Origin of the sequence: Streptomyces sp. NBC_01474, from assembly GCF_035918215.1 — a bacterium.
Taxonomy (GTDB): Bacteria; Actinomycetota; Actinomycetes; order Streptomycetales; family Streptomycetaceae; genus Streptomyces; species Streptomyces aureus.
The window spans coordinates 4132400-4152512 of record NZ_CP109449.1; the positions used below are offsets into that span (position 1 = coordinate 4132400).

The window sequence follows — 20113 nt, forward strand, 5'->3', positions numbered from 1 at the left end:
CTAGCGCGCACTGCGACAGATAACCACACGACCTGCAGTTATGGGTCCCCAGATATGTCACCGTTCAGTCCCAACTGGTCTGGCTCTGACGGGGCGTGGGGTGGGGCATGGGCCGGGCCGGCCGACCGCGGGGCTCAGTGCGTGACAGCGCCCGCCTTCCAGTCCTTCCAGGTCATGTTCCAGCCGCTGAGGCCGTTGTCAGGTGCGACCACCTTGTCCTTGCTGTTGACCACTTCGATGACGTCGCCGACGAGGCTGCGGTCGAAGAAGTGACCCGCGGGCGAGTCCGAGCTGCCGCCCCTGGCATCGGCCAGCCCGATGCAGCCGTGGCTGATGTTGCGGTTGCCGAAGGCGTCCGATGTCCAGTAGTTGCCGTGCAGGAACGTTCCGGATGACGTCAGCCGGATGGCGTGCGGCACGTCGGGGACGTTGTACTCGCCGCCGAACCCGACGGTGCGGCTGTCCATCCGGGTCATCTCGAGCATCTCGCTGACGACCATCTTCCCGTTGTACGTGGGGGTCTTGGGCGCCCCGGCGGTGATGGGGATGGTGTCCACGAGTTCGCCGTCGCGGTGTACCTCCATGGTGTCTTCGGCCGCGTCCACCACGCTGACCTGACTGCGACCGATGGTGAAGCCGATCTTCTTGTGCTGCACGCCGTACACACCGGGGGCCGACTCCACGTCGCGCAGCCCCAGGTCGACGGTGACCTCCGTGCCCGGCTTCCAGTACTCGCGCGGCCGGAAGTCGAGGCGGGACTTGCCGAACCAGTGCGGGGCGATGTCCACGGCGGGCTTCGCCGTGACGCGGACGGCGCGTTCGACGGCGGCTCGGTTCTCGATGGCCCTGTTGAACTGGAGCGAAACGATCATGCCAGTGCCGACGGTGGACCGGTCCTCCGGCGTGACGTAGCCGACGAACCGCTTGGCGGGGACGGCCGTCGTGAAGGTGGTGTGGCGGGCCGCGCGGTGACCGTCCTCGTCGCGCGCGATGACGTCCACGGTGTACTGGGCGGCTTGCGAGAGCCGCCGTTCGCCGGTCGGCCGCCATCGCGTGCCGTCGTCGTCGATCCGGCCCTTGACCGGGGCCTCCTGTCCGTCCTGGAGCTTCACGACCTTGACCGATTCCAGGCGCCCGTCCGGCACCGTCACCTCGATCGGCCGGTCGACCCCTACGTTCTTGGTCCCGTTGGCCGGGACGACCTTGATGGCTTCCTCGGGGGACCGCGGCTTGCCGAGCAGATCCTGCGCGGCGGTGCATCCGGTGACCCCGGTCAGCACCATCGCCCACGTCAGTACGGCGGCCAGCGTGGCCCCTGCGTTTCTCACAGCTGTTCTCACACCCGATCAACGACCGTCACCCCGCCGGGGAAACGTGAGTGCGACCCAAGCTCTGGGCAGAACACTGGGGAGGACGACGCGACGGGGAGCCGCGGCCGGGACGCCGCACGCCCTTCCCCTGCCGGTGGCGCCGGCCCGACCGAGCCGCGGGAGGCATGACAGGTGGCGAGCGCACCCGAGCAGGAGGCACCACAGGATGCCCTGGTGGAACGGCCCGCGGGGCTTCCGCAGGCGCGCTCCGCGACCGAACGTAGGGGCCGCCGCACGAGAGAGAGGCCGCCGCCCGTCGAGCCGGTGTGGCCGGGCGCCCCGACCCCGCTGGGCGCGCGCTTCCGGGTCGGGCCGGACGGCACGGCGGGCACCAACTTCGCGCTCTGGGCGGGCGGCGCGGAGTCGGTCGACCTCTGCCTCTTCGACGACGCGGGCCGCGAGCGGCGCGCCCCGCTGACCGAGCTGACGCACGAGATCTGGCACGGCTTCGTACCGGACGTGCTGCCGGGGCAGCGGTACGGGTTCCGGGTGCACGGCCGCTGGGACCCGTGGACGGGCGCACGCTGGAACCCGGCGAAACTGCTCCTCGACCCGTACGCGCGGGCCGTGGACGGGGACTTCGTGCTGCCGCCCGAGGTCTACGGCCATGTGCGCGACTGGCCCGAGCAGCATGTGGCCGACACCGTGCGCGACGACCGGGACTCGGCCCCGTACGTCCCCAAGGGGGTGGTCGTGCACGACGACGCACCCGACGACGAGTGGGCCGACGACCGGCGGCCGAAGACGCCGTGGGCGGACTCGGTGATCTACGAACTGCATGTGAAGGGGTTCACCCAGCGGCACCCGGGGATCCCCGAGGAACTGCGGGGGACGTACGCGGGGCTCGCGCATCCCGCGGCCGTGGAGCATCTGGTGAAGCTGGGTGTGACGGCGGTCGAACTGCTTCCCGTGCACCAGTTCGCCCACGAGGACCACCTGCTCGGGCGGGGCCTGCGCAACTACTGGGGATACAACTCCATCGGCTACTTCGCCCCGCACGCGGCGTACGCGGCGTCGGGGACGGGCGGGCAACAGGTCGGCGAGTTCAAGCGGATGGTGCGGGCGCTGCACGAGGCCGGCATCGAGGTCATCCTCGACGTGGTCTACAACCACACGGCGGAGGCGGGCGAGCTCGGCCCGACGCTGTCCCTGAAGGGCATCGACAACCGCGGCTACTACCGCCTCCAGGACGACGCGCGCCGGTACGCGGACTACACGGGCTGCGGCAACACCCTGCACGTCGTGCAGCCGCACGTCCTGCGCCTGCTCACCGACTCCCTGCGCTACTGGGTGACGGAGATGGGCGTGGACGGCTTCCGCTTCGACCTGGCGGCGGCGCTCGCCCGCTCGATGCACGACGTGGACATGCTGTCGCCGTTCCTCGCGGTGATAGCGCAGGACCCGGTCCTGCGGCGGGTGAAGCTGATCGCAGAGCCCTGGGACGTGGGCTCGGGCGGCTACCAGGTCGGCGCCTTCCCGCCCCTGTGGACCGAGTGGAACGACCGCTACCGCAATGCCGTACGGGACTTCTGGCGCGGCGCCCTGCCCGATGTGCGGGACCTGGGCTACCGGCTGTCCGGGTCGAGCGACCTGTACGCGTGGGGCGGGCGCCGCCCGTACGCGTCGGTCAACTTCGTCACCGCCCACGACGGGTTCACGCTGCGCGACCTGGTGTCGTACGGCCGCAAACACAACGAGGCCAACGGCGAGGGCAACCGCGACGGCACCGACGACAACCGGGCCTGGAACTGCGGCGCGGAGGGCGAGACGACGGACGAGGGCGTACTCGCCCTGCGCAGGCGGCAGTTGAGGAATCTGGTGACGACGCTGCTGCTGTCCACCGGGGTGCCGATGCTCGTCGCCGGTGACGAGCTGGGGCGCACACAGGGCGGCAACAACAACGCGTACTGCCAGGACAACGAGATCAGCTGGGTGGACTGGTCGCTCCTCGAGGAGCCGGGCTGGCGGGCCCTGTGCAACCTCACGTCGCGGCTGATCGCACTGCGGCACGCGCATCCGGTGCTGCGGCGGCGCGCGTTCTTCTCGGGGCGCGCGCACTCGGCGGACGGGCTGCGGGACCTCGCGTGGTTCACGGCCGGCGGCACGGAGATGACGGAGCGGGACTGGTACGCGCCCGCGGCCACGCTCGGGATGTACCTCTCCGGGCGCGACATCCCCGGCCGCGACGCACTGGGCACGCCCGTCACGGACGACAGCTTCCTCGCGGTCCTGCACGCCGGGGACCGGCCGGTGAGCTGTGTCCTGCCCGGCGGACGGTGGGCACGGGCGTACGAGGTCGTGGTGGACACGTCACTGGAGGAGCAGCAGGGCGCACCGGCGGTGACGCACGCGGCGGGGGCGGTCATCACCGTGCCGGGGCGCACGGTCCTGCTGCTGCGGGTGCTCCCCTCGGACAACGGGGAGGGCTGAGTCTCTAGCCGAGGATCTTCCGGTCGTACGCCACGGCGACCGCGGCCGCGCGGTCCTTCACGCCCAACTTGCCGTAGACATGGGTGAGATGGGTCTTCACCGTCGCCTCGCTGATGAACAGGACGCGGGCGATCTCCTTGTTCGACGTGCCCTTGGCGACCAGGGCGAGGACCTCGCGCTCACGGGCCGAGAGGGGTTCGCCGGCGGGGGCGGCCGGGGTGCGGACCGCGGTGACCAGGCGGGAGGCGACCGCCGGGGACAGCACGGTGCGGCCGTCGGCGGCGGCGCGTACGGCCGTGAACAGCTCCTCGCGCGGGGCGTCCTTGAGGAGGTAGCCGGTGGCGCCCGCCTCGATCGCGGGCAGCGTGTCCGAGTCGGTGTCGTACGTGGTCAGGACGAGGACGCGGGAGCGGGCGCCGCGGCGGGTGAGTTCCTTGATGGCGTCGACGCCGTTCCCGCCGGGCATGCGCAGGTCCATGAGGACGACGTCCGGGTCGAGGCGGGCGGTCAGTTCGACGGCCTCGACGCCGTTCGACGCCTCGCCGAGGACCGTGAAGTCGCCGGCCGACTCGAACATGCCGCGCAGGCCGTCCCGCACGACGGGGTGGTCGTCGACGATCAGCAGGGAGATGAGGGAGTCACTGGTCATGGCGGACCAACGGTACGCGAGCCGAGACGGCCGTGCCGCCGCCGGGCTCCGACTCCACCGTCAGTGCGCCCGCGATGCGTTCGGCCCTGGCCCGCATCCCGTCGAGGCCGAACCCGCCGGTGCCGGTGCGGGCGGGCAGCTCCAGAGGGTCGAAGCCGCGGCCGTCGTCGCGTACGTCGAGGGTGACCTCGCCCGCCATGTAGGAGAGCGTCACGCCGAGCCGTCCGGCGTGGGCGTGCCGGGCGGCGTTCGACAGTGCCTCCTCAGCGATGCGCAGCAAGGTCGCCTCGATCTCGTCGTGCAGCTGCTCCGTGGTGCCGGTGACGGTGAACTCGGCGCGTACGCCGGTACGCCGGGACCACTCCGTGACGGTCTTCTTCAGCGCCTCGGACAGGGAGGCGTCCTCCAGGGCCGCCGGGGAGAGGTTGTGCACGGAACGGCGGGCCTCGCCGAGGCTGTGCCGGGCGAGGTCGGCGGCGCGGTCGAGGTGCTCGCGGGCCTGTTCCGGGTCGGCGGTGCCCGCGACGACCTGGAGCTGGGCGATGATCCCGGTCAGGCCCTGCGCGATGGTGTCGTGGATCTCGGCGGCGAGCCGGCGGCGCTCGTCGGCGACACCGGCTTCCCGTGCCTGGACGAGGAGTTGGGTGTGCAGGGCGGCGTTCTCGCTCATGGCGTCCTGGAGGGCCTTGTTCGTGCGCTCCAGTTCGGCGATGGTCTCGGCCTGGACGCGGTTGCGCTCCTCCTCCTTGACGTTGATGTGCATCATGACGGAGACGAGACCCATGTTCACGGCAAGGAGCGCACCGAAGACGGCCCAGGTGAGCGGACCCTTCGGCGGGAACCCACCGGCCTCGGAGCCGGCCATGACGACGGCTGTGGCGAACAGTCCGGTGCGCACGAACCGGCGCGGCAGCAGCCGGTCGGCGCTGAAGTAGCCGATGACGGCGTAGAACACGAAGAACGGGTTGAGCCAGGCCAGGACGAAGGCGATGGCCCAGCGCACCGTGTAGTAGCCGGCGCCCGTCGCGGAGGGGCCGGGGTGGCGCAGCGCCCTCCTGCCCCACACGCTCTCCAGGAGCAGGGCCGCCGCGACGAGGCCGCCGGCGAGATACCACTGGAACCGCTCCCTGCCCATGCCGGCGATGTCCGACGTCGCCAGGACCAAGGGGATGCTGAAGGCCAGCAGGGCGTAGGGGCCGTAGCGGTGGAAAGCGGCCCACCGCTGCCGGATGGTGGTGTCCATCGCGCCTGTGCCTTGCATTTCCATGGCTCCAGTCTGCACGGGCCGGATTCCGCACACGCTCACTCCCAGCGGAACCAGCGGGCGGACGCAGCGGTCAGGACCACGGCCCACGCGGCGAGCACGGCCAGGTGGGACCAGGACGGCCAGTCACCCGCCGCGGCCTGGTTCATGGCCTGGGCCGCGGCGCCGAACGGCGTGAGCTCGACGATGTTCGCCAGTGCCGTCGGCATCGACTGCACCGGCAGCCACACCCCGGCGCAGAACATGCTCGGGAAGAACACGGTGGAGCCGATGGCGCTCGCGACCTTCGCGGTGCGGGCGCGGGCGGAGACCAGCGCGCCGAGCGAGAGGGCGACGACGACGGACAGCAGAAGGGCGAGCAGATACCCGAAGGCCTGCTGCGGCAGCTTCACGTCGAACGCGAGCCGCCCGATGGCGAGCGAGAGCAGCGACGAGGCGAGCGCGGCGACACCGTGGATGGTCATCTGCGCGCCGAGCAGCGCGGGCGGCTGCACCGGCGTGGTCGACATGCGGCGCAGGATGCCGCGCTCCCGGTAGCCGGCGATGACCGGCGCCATCGCCTGCAGGCCGGCGACGATCATCGGGAGCAGCACGGTGATGGGGACGTACGCGTCGATCAGGCGCAGACCGGCCGGCCCCGAGTCGGCCTCCCGGAACGCGGGGATGGAGCCGAGGATCACGAGCAGGGCGGGCGGGAAGACCATGACTCCGAAGAGGCTGCCGGGTTCGCGCAGGAAGAGGCGGACCTCGCTCCTGAGGACGGCGGAGTTGGCTCCGCGGCCACGTACAAGGGTGGCGGTGATGGTGCTCATGACTGGGTGGCTCCCGTCAGGTCCAGGAACGCGTCGTCCAACGTGGCGTCGGAAACGCGGAGTTGGTGGGCCGTGATGTGGTGGCGGGCGAGCAGCGTGATGACGGCGTTGACCGTCTCGTCGGTGCCGCCCAGGGTGACGCGGCCGTCCCGGTGCTCCACGGACGCGAGCGCGGGCAGGTCCCGCAGCGCCTCCTCGTCGAGGGGTGCGGACGGCGTGAACGACATGACGGTGGACCCCGCGGCCCGGCTGATGAGGCCCGCCGGGGTGTCGAGCGCGGCGATCCTGCCCTTGTCGATCACGGCGATCCGGTCGCAGAGGCGCTGGGCCTCCTCCATGAAGTGCGTGACGAGCAGGACGGTGACGCCGCTGTCGCGGACGTCCTCGATGAGCTGCCAGGTGTCGCGGCGGGCGCGCGGGTCGAGGCCGGTGGTCAGCTCGTCGAGGACGACGACCCGCGGGTTCCCGATCAGCGCGAGCGCGATGAACAGGCGCTGCTTCTGGCCGCCGCTGAGCTTCGCGAACCGGGTGCCGAGCTTGTCCGTGAGGCGCAGGCGCTCGGCCAGGGGGCGCCAGTCGGCCGGGTTCGGGTAGAACGCCGCGTACAGTTCGAGCGCCTCGCGGACGGTGAGTTTCGCCTGGAGTTCGCTCTCCTGGAGCTGGGCGCCGAGGATTTCGGTGACGCGGTCGTGGTCGGCGACGGGGTCGAGGCCCGCGACGCGGACGCGGCCGGCGTCGGGGACGCGCAGCCCCTCGACGCATTCGACCGCGGTCGTCTTGCCGGCACCGTTCGGGCCGAGGATGCCGAAGATCTCGCCCTCCCCGACGGTGAACGAGACGTCGTCGACGACGGCCCGCCCGGCGTAGACCTTGCGGAGCCCGGCGACCTCGATCAGGGGCCTGTCGCCCCGTACTGCGCTGTGTGTCGTCGTCATGCTCCGAGAATCCCCGCGCGGGCCCCTTGGCGGCATCGCCCATCGCGCTCGAAAGGGCATCAGCCGATCGGTTGATACGGCGCTACGACCCCCGCGGGGCGGGCCATGGCGCGGGGGCGGTTTCGCCGGAAACCCGGTGGGCGTTGTCAGTGCCGATCCGTAGTCTCACTCCTGATGCCCACTACACATGCACCGGCCACGGACCCCGACCAACTCGTCCCGGCGGCGGAGCAGTCCGCCGTGCGCACGCTGCTGCGCCTGTGGCCGTACGTACGGCCGGTGCGGGCGCGCTGGGCGGGGGCGGCGGCGGTCGCCGTGGTCGCCTCCTGTCTGTCACTCGTCTTCCCCATCGTCCTGAAGTGGATCGTGGACGGGCCGGTCACGGACCACGACCCGGGCGGGGTGTGGCTGGGCGCGGGCATGCTGCTGGCGCTCGGGGTCACCGAGGCGCTGCTCTTCGGGCTGAGACGGTGGCTGGTGGCGCGGCCGCTGGCGAGCGTCGAGGCGGCCATGCGGGGGGATCTGTACCGGCATCTCCAGCGGCTGCCCGTCGCGTTCCACGACCGTTGGGCCTCGGGCCAGTTGCTGTCACGCGGGACGACCGACCTCATGGTCGTACGCATGTTCCTGGCCTTTCCGCTGACGTTCCTGATCGTCAACGGCGTGACGATCGTCGCCGGGTTCGTGCTGCTCATCGCGCAGGACTGGGGGCTCGGCCTCGTCCTGCTGGCGCCCGCGCTGCCGCTGATGGTGCTCTGCTACCGCTTCGAGTCGAAGTACGCGTCGGCCGCGCGCCGCGCCCAGGACCAGGTCGGGGATCTGACCACGGTGGTCGAGGAGTCCGTTCTCGGGATCCGGATCATCAAGGGGTTCGGGCGGCACCGCAGCCAGGCGCGGGCCTTCCGCGACCTGTCGCGCACGCTGCGCGGGACCGAGCTCACCAAAGCGCGACTGCTCGCGGGGATCCTCGGCGTCATCACACTGCTGCCGGAGATGGCGCTCGGGGCCGCGCTGGTGCTCGGGTCCGTGCAGGTCGCGGACGGGAAGCTGTCCGCGGGGACGCTGGTGGCCTTCCTGTCGACGGCCCTCGCGCTGCGCTGGCCGATCGACTCGATCGGGTTCCTGCTCGCCATGAGCCAGGAGGCCGCGACGGCGACCCGGCGGTTCTTCGAGGTCATGGACGAGCCGGAGGAGAGCGAAGGGGTCTCGGCGGCGGGTGCCCCCGCGACGGAAGACGGTGCCGACGGGCTGCGGTTCGAGGGGGTCCGCTTCCGGTACCCGGACGCCCCCGACGCGTCCGAGCCCGTCCTGGAGCGGATCGATCTGCATGTGCGGTCCGGGGAGACCATGGCGCTCGTCGGGGCGACCGGCAGCGGCAAGACGACCCTGACCGCGCTCGTGCCCCGGCTGCACGAGCTCACCGACGGGCGGATCACCCTCGACGGGCGGGACATCGGATCGATGGAGCGCGAGGAGTTGCGCACCCTCGTCTCCGTGGCCTTCGAGGAGCCGACGCTGTTCTCGGCCTCCGTCGCGGAGAACGTGCTGATGGGTGCGGTCGAAGCGGACGCCGCGCAGCTCGACCGGGCGCTCGGCGTCGCGCAGGCCGGGTTCGTGCAGGCGCTGCCGGACGCGGCCGGTACGCAGGTCGGCGAGCAGGGGCTCAGCCTCTCCGGCGGGCAGCGGCAGCGGCTCGCGCTCGCCCGCGCGGTCGTGGGGAGCCCGCGCTTCCTCGTGCTGGACGACCCGCTGTCCGCGCTCGACGTGCACACGGAGGCCCTGGTGGAGGCGGCCCTGCGGGAGGTGCTCGCCGCGAGCACGGCGCTCGTCGTCGCGCACCGGCCGTCGACGGTGCTGCTCGCCGACCGCGTCGCCCTCCTGTCGGGCGGGCGGATCACCGCCGTGGGCACGCACCAGGAACTGCTGCGCGCGAACGCGGAGTACCGGCATCTCATGTCGGGTGCGGACCTGGAGAGGGAAGACGACGGGCCGCACGGGCCGGAGGGGAAGGGCACGCGATGACCACGACGACGAAGCCGGACCGTACGCCGCAGGATCCGGCCGCCGAGGACGGCGAGGAACTGCGGCTCCCCTCCCCCGGCGACCCCTTCGACCAGGACGACCTGCCCACCCCCAAGGGCGCGACCGGCGCGTTGCTGCGCTCCCTGCTCGCGCCTGGCCGGCGCACGGTGTGGCTGGCCATGCTGTGTCTGCTGCTCCAGCAGGCCGCCGTGCAGGCGGGGCCGCTGCTCGTCGCTTACGCCATCGACAGCGCGGTGCCCGCCTTCCGCATCGGCGACCACGGCCCGCTCATCGCGGTGGCGGTCGGCTATCTCCTGGCGGCGTCCTGCTCCAGCCTCTTCCAGTTCGCGTTCGTGCAGGTGTCGGCGCGGGTCAACCAGAACGTGCTGCTCGATCTGCGCGGCCAGATCTTCCGGCACGCGCAGGCCCTCAGCGTCGACTTCCACGACCGCTACACGTCCGGGCGGCTCATCTCCCGCGCGACGACGGACGTCGAGTCCTTGCGCGAGCTGCTCGCCGAGGGGCTCCAGGAGCTCATCAACATCATCCTGGCCTCCGTGTACATCACGGCGATGCTGCTCTGGCTCGACGTCGGCATCGGCGCCGTGGCCGCCCTGTCGTTCCTGCCGCTCGCCGTCCTCATCCAGCTGTACCGGCGGCGCGCGGCCAGGGTGTACGCGGAGCGGTCATCGGCGATCGCTCGCGTCATCGTGAAGTTCGCCGAGACGATGAACGGGATCAGGCCGGTGCGCGCCTTCCGCCGCGAGCGCGCCAACGACGCGGACTTCGCCGGGCTGAACCACCGCCACGAGCGGGTCAACGGTGACGCGATGCTCGAGATGGCGCGCTACGTCATCGGATCCCGCCTCCTCGCGAACACCGCGGTGGCCGGAACGGTCCTGTGGGGCGCCTACCGTGTCGCCGACGGGACGCTCGAACTCGGCGTCCTGGCGGCCGCCGTGCTGTTCATCCGCCGTCTGTACGACCCCATCGACCGGCTCGCGATGTTCCTCAACTCCTATGAGTCCGCGGCCGCTTCACTGCGGAAGATCGCGGGGCTGCTGCACCAGACGCCGACCGTGCCGGAGACGTCGTCGCCACGCGATCTGCCCGAGCTCGCCGGCGACCGTCCGGGCCGCGAGGTCGTCTTCGACCAGGTCTCCTTCGGCTACCGCACCGGCGGCGAGGTGCTCCCCCGCTTCGATCTCACACTGCCCGCGGGACAGACGGTCGCCGTGGTCGGCTCCACGGGCGCCGGGAAGTCGACGCTGGCCAAGCTCCTGGCACGCTTCTACGACCCCTCGGCGGGCCGGGTCCTGCTCGACGGCGTCGACCTGCGCGACCTGGGCACGGCCGAGCTGCGGCGGGGCGTGGTGATGGTGACGCAGGAGGCGTTCCTGTTCTCCGGCACGGTCGCCGAGAACATCGCGATCGGCAGGCCCGAGGCGAGCCGCGGGGAGATCGAGCGCGCGGCGAAGGCGATCGGCGCGCACGACTTCATCACGGCGCTCCCGGACGGCTACGACACGGATGTGCGCAAACGCGGGGGTCGAATTTCGGCCGGGCAGCGACAACTGGTCGCGTTCGCACGCGCGCTGCTCGCCGACCCGGCGGTCCTGATCCTCGACGAGGCGACGAGCTCCCTGGACATCCCCGGCGAGCGGGCGGTGCAGCGCGCGATGCTCACGGTGCTGCGCGGCCGTACCGCGGTCGTCATCGCGCACCGGCTGTCGACGGTGGAGATCGCCGACCGCGTTCTGGTCATGGAACACGGGCGGATCGCCGAGGACGGCACACCGGACCAACTGATCTGCGGTACAGGAGCGTTCGCCGATCTGCATCGTGCCTGGCGGGAGAGCGTGGTCGGCTGAGGCGCGGCCCGGACGCGGCCCCTCCGCGCCCGGGCGACAGCTCCGTATATCGAACGTGAACCTCCGGGCAACGGACCGTTTCCGGCCAACATAATGACGCGCTCCTGACAGACAACGCTCTCTGCTGCCACTCTTCCCTCGGCCTCGCACAGCTGTCCCACAGCCGAACTGGCGGGTCCCGTTCGTGAACTGCAGCACGACCTGTTGTGCCCAGATGTGCCCAGTTGTGCCCGGCTTCGCAGTTCCACCTCGCACCGCCCCGCGCAGCCTTGTTCTGCCTTGTTCTGCCTTGTTCTGCCTTGTTCTGCCCGGACGGTCATTCGCCGTCCGGTCTTCCCCGGCCGTGCGATCCACGGCCCGCAGAAGGAGTCAGCCTTGAGATCGTCCGACACCTCCCACAGATCCGCCTCCCGCAAGCGAGCGACCGCCTACGGCGCGCTCGCGGCAGCCACCGCCTTGCTCGCCGGCGCCGTCCAGGCGGGCGCCACGGCCTCGGCGGACGTCCAGCCGGCCGCTGCGGCCGCCAAGGCCGTCGCGAAGGGCGCCGACCCCGGCGCCCTCCCCGTGAAGCTCTCCCCCGCCAAGCGCGCGGAGCTGCTGCGCGAGGCCAACTCCACCAAGGCGGACACCGCCAAGGACCTCGGCCTCGGCGCCAAGGAGAAGCTCGTCGTACGGGACGTCATCCAGGACCGTGACGGCACGACGCACACCCGCTATGAGCGCACCTACGACGGGCTGCCCGTCCTCGGCGGCGACATGGTCGTCGACACCGCCAAGTCCGGGAAGACCGAGGGCGTGACGCGCGCCGCGAAGTCGGCGCTCAAGGGCGTCGCCACCACCGCGGCGGTCAAGCCGGCCACCGCGGAGCGGCAGGCGGTCAAGGCCGCGGCGGCCGACGGGTCGAAGAAGACCGGGGCGGACCGCGCGCCGCGCAAGGTCGTGTGGATGGCGCAGGGCAAGCCGACCCTCGCGTACGAGACCGTGGTCGGCGGTCTCCAGGAAGACGGCACGCCGAACCAGCTGCACGTCGTCACCGACGCGGCGACCGGCAAGAAGCTGTACGAGTGGCAGGGCATCGAGAACGGCACGGGCAACACGCAGTACAGCGGCACCGTGACGCTCGGCACGGCCCTGTCCGGATCGTCGTACACGCTCAACGACACCGGGCGCGGCGGGCACAAGACGTACAACCTGAACCACGGCTCGTCCGGCACCGGGACGCTCTACTCGGGTGCGGACGACGTATGGGGCAACGGCAGCGCCTCGAACACCGAGACCGCGGCCGCGGACGCGCACTACGGCGCGGCGGAGACCTGGGACTACTACAAGAACGTGCAGGGCCGCACCGGCATCAACGGCGACGGTGTCGCCGCGTACTCGCGGGTGCACTACGGCAACGCGTACGTCAACGCGTTCTGGGACGACAGCTGCTTCTGCATGACGTACGGCGACGGCGAGGGCAACCTCAAGCCCCTCACCGCGATCGACGTGGCGGGTCACGAGATGACCCACGGCGTCACCGCCGCGACGGCCGGTCTCAACTACAGCGGTGAGTCCGGCGGTCTGAACGAGGCCACGTCCGACATCTTCGGCACCGCGGTCGAGTTCTACGCCAACAACGCCAAGGATGTCGGCGACTACCTCATCGGCGAGAAGATCGACATCAACGGCGACGGCACCCCGCTGCGCTACATGGACAAGCCGAGCAAGGACGGCGGGTCCGCGGACAACTGGTACTCCGGTCTCGGCGGCCTCGACGTGCACTACTCGTCGGGTCCGGCCAACCACTTCTTCTACCTGCTCAGCGAGGGCAGCGGCGCCAAGGTCATCAACGGCGTCAGCTACAACTCGCCGACGGCGGACGGCCTTCCGGTCACCGGCATAGGCCGCGCCAAGGCCGAGCTGATCTGGTTCAAGGCGCTCACCACGAAGTTCACCTCGACCACGAACTACGCGGCCGCGCGCACCGGCACGCTCGCGGTCGCCGGTGAGCTCTACGGCACCACGAGCACCGAGTACAAGGCCGTGCAGGACGCCTGGGCCGGCATAGCCGTCGGCTCGCGCTCCGGTGGCGGCGGCGGTGGTGGTACGTCGTTCGAGAACACGACCGACGTCGCGATACCGGATGCCGGCGCCGCGGTCACCTCGTCGATCGCCGTGACCGGCCGTACGGGCAACGCGCCGAGCAACCTCTCGGTCGCCGTGGACATCGTGCACACCTGGCGCGGTGACCTGGTCGTCGACCTGGTGGCCCCGGACGGGTCCACGTACCGCCTGAAGAACTCCAGCGGCAGCGACTCGGCGGACAACGTCAACGCGACCTACACGGTCAACGCGTCGTCCGAGGTGGCCAACGGCACCTGGAAGCTGAAGGTCCAGGACGTGGCCGCGCAGGACACCGGCTACATCAACAGCTGGAAGCTCACCTTCCCGTAAACCGCACGCAGAGGTAACCCACGGCCGATCGACAGCTGTTCGGCCCGCACGGTCTGGGCGCGTCGCCCCGGGTGAGTCAACTCCCCGGGACGGCGCGCCCGTTCATGTTCCGTTCGCAATACGTACAAGAGACATCGCTCAACGGACGAATTCCGGCCAACCTGCGATCGCCCTCCTGACATGTACAAGCCTCAACTGGCACGCTTCCCCCACGCACCACACGCAACACACAGCTAAGCACCACCCAGTTCAGCACCACACAGCTCTCTTACCCCACACACAAGGAGCTTGCGTGACCCCCCACATATCGCGCTTCACCAAGAAGCGTTCGACTCTGGCCATCGCCACCGCCGTTGCCGCCGGAGCCCTGCTGACCGCCGGAATGACCACCGGCGCGTCCGCGCAACCCGCCGCCGACGTGACGCCGGGCGGCGCGCCCATGAAGCTCTCGGGCGCCGCCCGCGCCGGCCTCCTCCAGGACGCCGACGCGAAGAAGGCCGAGACGGCGAAGGAGCTGAAGCTCGGCTCCAAGGAGAAGCTCGTCGTACGTGACGTGGTCAAGGACCGCGACGGCGCGACGCACACCCGCTACGAGCGCACCTACGACGGACTCCCGGTCCTCGGCGGCGACCTGGTCGTCCACGAGTCCAAGGCCGGCAAGTCCGAGGGCGTCACCCGCGCGACCTCGAAGAAGATCGCGGTGACGACGGCCTCCGCTTCCCTCAAGGCCGCCCCCGAGGGCGCCCGCAAGGTGGTCTGGGCGGCGTCGGGCACCCCGCGCCTCGCCTACGAGAAGGTCGTCACCGGCACGCAGAAGGACGGCACGCCGCGCAAGCTGCACGTCGTCACGGACGCCGCGACCGGCAAGAAGATCTTCCAGTGGGACGCGATCCACACCGGCGCCGGCGAGAGCCAGTACAGCGGCAGCGTGACGGTCGGCTCCACCAAGTCCGGCTCCTCGTACGCCCTCACGGACGCGGAGCGCGGCGGCCACAGCACGTACGACCTCAAGCACGGGTCGTCCGGCAAGGGCACGCTGTTCACCGACGCGGACGACAAGTGGGGCGACGGCACCACCAACGACGCGGCCACGGCCGCGGTCGACGCCGCCTACGGCGCCCAGGTGACGTGGGACTACTACAAGGACGTCCAGGGCCGCAGCGGCATCAACGGCGACGGCAAGGGCGCGTACTCGCGGGTCCACTACGGCAACGCGTACGTCAACGCGTTCTGGGACGACAGCTGCTTCTGCATGACGTACGGCGACGGCGAGGGCGACAAGAAGCCCCTGACGTCGATCGACGTGGCGGGCCACGAGATGTCGCACGGCGTCACCGCGGCGACCGCGGGCCTCATCTACAGCGGTGAGTCCGGCGGTCTGAACGAGGCCACCTCCGACATCTTCGGCACCGCGGTCGAGTTCCACGCGAACAACGCCAAGGACGTCGGCGACTACCTCATCGGCGAGAAGATCGACATCAACGGCGACGGCACCCCGCTGCGCTACATGGACAAGCCGAGCAAGGACGGCGCGTCCCTGGACAACTGGAAGAGCGGCGCGGGCAACGTCGACGTGCACTACTCGTCGGGCATCGCGAACCACTTCTTCTACCTGCTGTCGGAGGGCAGCGGGAAGAAGGAGATCAACGGGGTCTCGTACGACTCCCCGACCGCGGACGGCCAGCCGGCCGCGGGCATCGGGCGCGACAAGGCCGAGAAGATCTGGTTCAAGGCCCTGACGTCGTACTTCACGACGAACACGGACTACGCAGGCGCGCGCAAGGGCACCCTGAGCGCGACGACCGACCTGTACGGCGCCGACTCGGCGGAGTACAAGGCGGTCGACCGGGCGTGGGCCGCGGTCAACGTCAAGTGACGCCTGAAGCACCGTAGTTGTGGGGCGGCGCCTTCAGGCGCCGCCCCACTTCTCAGTTCACGATCAGTACGCCGATCATCGCCGCCCAGCACAGGGCGACAAGAACCGGAAGCAGCATCATGATGAGTCCGGTCGGCGACTGCTTCAACCAGGCATTGCCGTCGACCTGGGTCTCGCGGCCCACTATCCGCTGACCGCCGTGCCAGGCCATGTACTCCTCCAGCTCCATCGCGGCGCGCTTGCGGGCGCCGAGGTAGCGGCGGCCGTAGCGCAGCATCTGGGAGAAGGCGAGCGCGGAGCCGAGCCCGATGACGCAGATGACCATCGCGAGGCTCTGCGAGATCTCCTCCATGGACCGCGTCGGCCGGCCCTCCTTTCCGAGGGTGAAGCCGAGCGCCGCCGCCAGGCCCGCGGTGATGTAGAAGAAGTTGTTCAGCTTGTGCCAGTTGGTGGTGTCCTCGTGCTTGTAGAGGTCGATGGCCACCGCGTACTGGGCCTGGAGCATCGCCTCGCGCGGCTTGCGCCACACCCAGACCATCCGCTGCTTGCCGTCGGGCGGCGTGAGGCGGGTCAGCTCCTCGAAGCCGAGCTTGCGGTGAAAGAGGGTGGACGCCTCGTTGTACGGCTCGCTGACGACGGCCGCGATCACCGGACTGTCCGACCACTGCTCCAGCACGTGGTGGTACAGCCGGGACGCCACTCCGCTGCGAGCGGCCCCGCGCGAGACGCAGATCTGCTTGATGACGAGGAACGCGCCGAGCGTCGACTTGATGCGGTGGTTGAGCCATTCGTCGGGCTCGATCTGCGCGTCGCTGTACGCCATCAGATAGCCGAGCACCTCGGTGCCTTTGACCGCTACCCAGAAGTGCTCGGCCGTGGTGAGCCGCGCCCGGTAGTCGGCCAGGGTGTAGTTCGACACCAGGAATCCGTCGCGGCCGGCCCGCTGCGGATCGGTGACGTCGAGCCGCCGGTCCTCAGCGAGTTCGACGATGCTCCGGAGGTGGGCCTCGCCGGCCCGGACGATCTCGATGGTGGCGGTTACCGCCGTGGACATGCCTGACCCCCGTTGCTGGACGTCAGGCCAACTTACCTTCTGTGTATGTGAGTTGTCCGTGCCTGGATCAGCTCTCGTATTCCGTGAGGTCGATCTCGTGCACCTGGAGCGAGTGGCCGTGCTTCGGGTGCGCGAACTCGTGTCCCTCCGTCATGCCCAGCTTGCGGGCGATGTTCTCCGACCCCGTGTCGCCCGGACGGATCAGGGCGACGACCCGGTCGACGCCGCGGTCCTGGAGGGCGAACTCCAAGGTGGCCTGGGCGGCTTCGGAGGCGTAGCCCTGGCCCCAGAACTGGCGGCCGAGCCACCAGTTGATCTCGATGCCGGGCTGGAGTTCGGACACCGAGAGGCCGACGACGCCGGCCAGCTCGCCGGAGGCGAGGAGTTCGACGGCGAACGGGCCGAAGCCCTCCTCGTCCCACTCCTCCTCCCAGCGCTCGATGTCCTCGGCCGTCCGCTCCAGGTCGCGCGGCCCGCCGTCGCCGACCCGGCGCATGACCTCCGGGTCCGCCTGGATCTCGGAGAGGGGCACGAGGTCGTCGTCGGACCAGCGGCGGAGCAGGAGGCGGGGCGTCTGGATCTCGGTCATGGGTCCATCTTCGCCGAGACCCGCGACGCCGCCGACCATCCGGCCGCCCCTCAACGCGTCCTCGGCGCGTCCTCGGCGCGTCCTCAGCGCATGAGGACCCCCGCGGCCTCCGCGGTCGCCTCCGAGGGGACGGTCACCAGGCCCGTCTCCGCCGGTGAGGCGAGCAGCCGGTGGGCGGGCAGGATACGGACCGTGTAGCCGTAGGGGCCCGTGCGGTCGAGGGAGAGCGGGCCCTCGTACGCCCAGCGGCCGTCCAGATCCGGGCCGCCGACCGGTTTCAGGGATACCGTCGACGCGTCGGTGATGCGGTCGCCGGAGTCGACGCGGCCCGCCACCGCCTGGACCTCGACGTCCTCGGGACCGAGCTCGTCGAGCGCCACCCGCACGCGCAGCACCAGCGTCGCGCCGAGCTCGGCCGTGGCCGTCGACGCCTCCACATGGTCGACGGCCACCCGTGGCCAGGACGCGCGGACCTTGGACTTCCACCGGGCGAGTTCGCGCGCCGCGTCGGGGGTGAGGGCGCGGCCCGAGCGGGCCGCGGGGGCGTACAGCTTCTCGACGTACTCGCGGACCATGCGCCCGGCGAGGACCTTCGGGCCCAGGTGGGTGAGGGTACGGCGGACCATCTCGATCCAGCGGTCGGGCAGCCCTTCGGGGCCGCGCTCGTAGAAGCGGGGCGCGACCCTGCGCTCGACCAGGTCGTAGAGGGCCGCGGCCTCCAGGTCGTCGCGCCGCTGCTCGTCGGTCGCGGTGCCGTCCGCGGTGGGGATCGCCCAGCCGAAGTCGGGCGTGAACCACTCGTCCCACCAGCCGTCGAGGACGGAGAGGTTGAGGCAGCCGTTCAGGGCGGCCTTCATGCCGGACGTCCCGCAGGCCTCCAGGGGACGCAGCGGATTGTTGAGCCAGATGTCGCAGCCGGGGTAGAGCTTCTGCGCCATGGCCATGCCGTAGTCCGGCAGGAACACGATGCGGTGGCGCACCCGCGGGTCGTCGGTGAAGCGCACCAGCTCCTGCACGAGGCGCTTGCCGCCGTCGTCGGCCGGGTGCGCCTTGCCCGCGACGACGATCTGGACGGGCCGGTCCGGGTCGAGGAGGAGGCGCCTCAGGCGGTCCGGATCGCGCAGCATCAGGGTGAGCCGCTTGTAGGAGGGGACGCGGCGGGCGAAGCCGATGGTGAGGACGTCGGGGTCGAGCACCCCGTCGATCCAGCCGAGTTCCGCCGCGCCCGCGCCGCGCTGGCGCCAGGACGCGGCGAGGCGCTCGCGCACCTCGTCCACGAGGCGGCCGCGCAGCTCGCGGCGAAGCTCCCAGATGTCCCGGTCGGCGATCTCGGCGACGGCGTCCCAGCGGTCGGAGCCGCCGACGGCCAGGGCTTCCAGGGTGCGCTGCTCGCCGAGGTGGCGGGTGCCGAGCCGCAGGACCTCGGGGGCCACCCAGGTCGGGGCGTGCACGCCGTTGGTGACGGAGGTGATGGGGACCTCTTCCGGGTCGAAGCCCGGCCACAGGCCCGAGAACATCTCGCGGCTGACCCTGCCGTGCAGGGTGGAGACGCCGTTGGCGCGCTGGGCGAGGCGCAGGCCCATCACGGCCATGTTGAAGACGTTCGGGTCGCCGCCCGCGTACGTCTCCGTGCCGAGGCCGAGGATGCGTGCGGGGTCGATGCCGGGGAGTTCGGCGCCGGGCCCGAAGCGGCGGGCGACGAGTTCCCGGTCGAAGCGGTCGATACCGGCCGGGACGGGGGTGTGCGTGGTGAAGACGGTCCCGGCGCGTACGGCTTCGATGGCGGCGTCGAAGTCCACGCCGCGTCCGGCGAGCTCGTGGATCCGCTCGACCCCGAGGAACCCGGCGTGTCCCTCGTTCGTGTGGAACACCTCGGGCTCGGGGTGGCCGGTGAGGCGGCAGTAGGCGCGCACGGCCCGCACCCCGCCGATGCCGAGCAGCATTTCCTGGAGGAGCCGGTGCTCGCTGCCGCCGCCGTAGAGCCGGTCGGTGACATCGCGTTCGCCGGGGCCGTTCTCCTCGACGTCCGAGTCGAGGAGAAGCAGGGGCACGCGGCCGACCTGCGCCTGCCAGACGCGGGCGAGCAGCCGGCCGCCGCCGGGCAGGGCGAGCGCGACCCGGCAGTCGGTGCCGTCCGGTTCGCGCAGCGGGGTCAGCGGCAGTTCGTGCGGGTCGAGGACGGGATAGTGCTCCTGCTGCCAGCCGTCCCTGGAGAGGGACTGCCGGAAGTAGCCGTGCCGGTAGAGGAGTCCTACGCCGATCAGCGGCACCCCGAGGTCGCTGGCCGCCTTGAGGTGGTCTCCGGCGAGGATGCCCAGGCCGCCGGAGTACTGCGGCAGGGCGGCGGTGATGCCGAACTCGGGGGAGAAGTATCCGACGGCGGCGGGCAGGCCACCGCTCTGCTTCTGGTACCAGCGGTCGCCCTCCACATAGGACCTGAGGTCGTCCGCCGCCTCACCGAGCAGGCGCAGGAACCCCTCGTCGGCCGCGAGTTCGGCGAGCCGCGCGTGCGGCACGGCGCCGAGGAGCCGCACCGGGTCCCCGTCGGACGCGGCCCAGCGCCCGGGGTCCACGGCCTGGAAGAGGTCGCGCGTCCCGGTGTGCCAGGACCAGCGCAGGTTACGGGCCAGCTCGTGGAGGGGGGCGAGGGGCTCGGGCAGGACGGGACGAACGGTGATTCGACGGATGGCCTTCACGTTCTCACCTCTGTAGGGGGACGCGGCGGGCATACGCGCACACGTGCGAGGAGGACGCGCTCCGTCGCGCGGCCTCCGGCTGTCACCTCCGACGGTACGGCCACCGGGC

The 20113-nt window shown here is 71.0% G+C and carries 13 protein-coding genes; 5 read left to right on the forward strand and 8 right to left on the reverse strand.

Annotation, left to right across the window (positions count from 1 at the left end; genetic code table 11):
- Positions 1–134: 134 nt before the first annotated feature.
- Positions 135–1283, reverse strand: coding sequence for a L,D-transpeptidase (locus OG758_RS18865; RefSeq protein WP_326715960.1), 1149 nt, complete (start codon positions 1281–1283; stop codon positions 135–137).
- Positions 1284–1502: 219 nt separating this feature from the next.
- On the opposite strand from OG758_RS18865, the gene glgX reads away from it, so the two are divergent.
- On the forward strand, positions 1503–3800 hold the full coding sequence (gene glgX, locus OG758_RS18870) for a glycogen debranching protein GlgX (protein ID WP_326711090.1): 2298 nt from the start codon (positions 1503–1505) through the stop codon (positions 3798–3800).
- Between the two features lie 4 nt (positions 3801–3804).
- Here glgX and OG758_RS18875 read toward each other — a convergent pair whose 3' ends face one another.
- The 4 genes from OG758_RS18875 to OG758_RS18890 are packed head-to-tail and all read right to left on the reverse strand — an operon-like array spanning position 3805 to position 7460.
- Complete coding sequence (locus OG758_RS18875) at positions 3805–4449, reverse strand: response regulator transcription factor (protein WP_326711091.1); 645 nt, start codon at positions 4447–4449, stop codon at positions 3805–3807.
- Positions 4439–5716, reverse strand: a complete 1278-nt coding sequence (locus OG758_RS18880; RefSeq protein ID WP_326711092.1) for a sensor histidine kinase — start codon at positions 5714–5716, stop codon at positions 4439–4441. The genes OG758_RS18875 and OG758_RS18880 overlap by 11 nt, the downstream gene beginning before the upstream one ends.
- Before the next feature lie 35 nt (positions 5717–5751).
- Positions 5752–6525 carry an ABC transporter permease gene (locus OG758_RS18885; RefSeq protein WP_326711093.1) on the reverse strand — a complete coding sequence of 258 codons (774 nt, stop codon included), beginning with the start codon at positions 6523–6525 and terminating at the stop codon, positions 5752–5754.
- Complete coding sequence (locus tag OG758_RS18890) at positions 6522–7460, reverse strand: ABC transporter ATP-binding protein (protein ID WP_326711094.1); 939 nt, start codon at positions 7458–7460, stop codon at positions 6522–6524. Before OG758_RS18890 ends, OG758_RS18885 begins: the two co-directional genes overlap by 4 nt.
- A 174-nt stretch (positions 7461–7634) precedes the next feature.
- Between OG758_RS18890 and OG758_RS18895 the strand changes: the two genes are divergently transcribed.
- The 4 genes from OG758_RS18895 to OG758_RS18910 all read left to right on the forward strand — a co-directional run bounded on the left by OG758_RS18895 (position 7635) and on the right by OG758_RS18910 (position 15665).
- Positions 7635–9482: an ABC transporter ATP-binding protein gene (locus OG758_RS18895; protein WP_326711095.1), complete on the forward strand. Its 1848-nt coding sequence runs from the start codon at positions 7635–7637 to the stop codon at positions 9480–9482.
- Complete coding sequence (locus OG758_RS18900; protein ID WP_326711096.1) at positions 9479–11353, forward strand: ABC transporter ATP-binding protein; 1875 nt, start codon at positions 9479–9481, stop codon at positions 11351–11353. The genes OG758_RS18895 and OG758_RS18900 overlap by 4 nt, the downstream gene beginning before the upstream one ends.
- A gap of 375 nt (positions 11354–11728) precedes the next feature.
- Positions 11729–13789 carry a M4 family metallopeptidase gene (locus OG758_RS18905; RefSeq protein ID WP_326711097.1) on the forward strand — a complete coding sequence of 687 codons (2061 nt, stop codon included), beginning with the start codon at positions 11729–11731 and terminating at the stop codon, positions 13787–13789.
- 292 nt (positions 13790–14081) lie between these two features.
- Entirely contained in the window at positions 14082–15665 is a 1584-nt protein-coding gene (locus tag OG758_RS18910; RefSeq protein ID WP_326711098.1) for a M4 family metallopeptidase, read from the forward strand.
- 52 nt (positions 15666–15717) lie between these two features.
- Here the strand turns inward: OG758_RS18910 and OG758_RS18915 are convergent, their stop codons facing one another.
- The 3 genes from OG758_RS18915 to glgP all read right to left on the reverse strand — a co-directional run bounded on the left by OG758_RS18915 (position 15718) and on the right by glgP (position 20004).
- A complete protein-coding gene (locus OG758_RS18915) occupies positions 15718–16719 on the reverse strand; it encodes a GNAT family N-acetyltransferase (protein WP_326711099.1) in 1002 nt (333 codons plus the stop codon).
- A gap of 67 nt (positions 16720–16786) precedes the next feature.
- A complete protein-coding gene (locus OG758_RS18920) occupies positions 16787–17308 on the reverse strand; it encodes a GNAT family N-acetyltransferase (RefSeq protein WP_326711100.1) in 522 nt (173 codons plus the stop codon).
- A gap of 83 nt (positions 17309–17391) precedes the next feature.
- Entirely contained in the window at positions 17392–20004 is a 2613-nt protein-coding gene (glgP, locus tag OG758_RS18925; protein ID WP_326711101.1) for an alpha-glucan family phosphorylase, read from the reverse strand.
- Positions 20005–20113 lie beyond the last annotated feature (109 nt).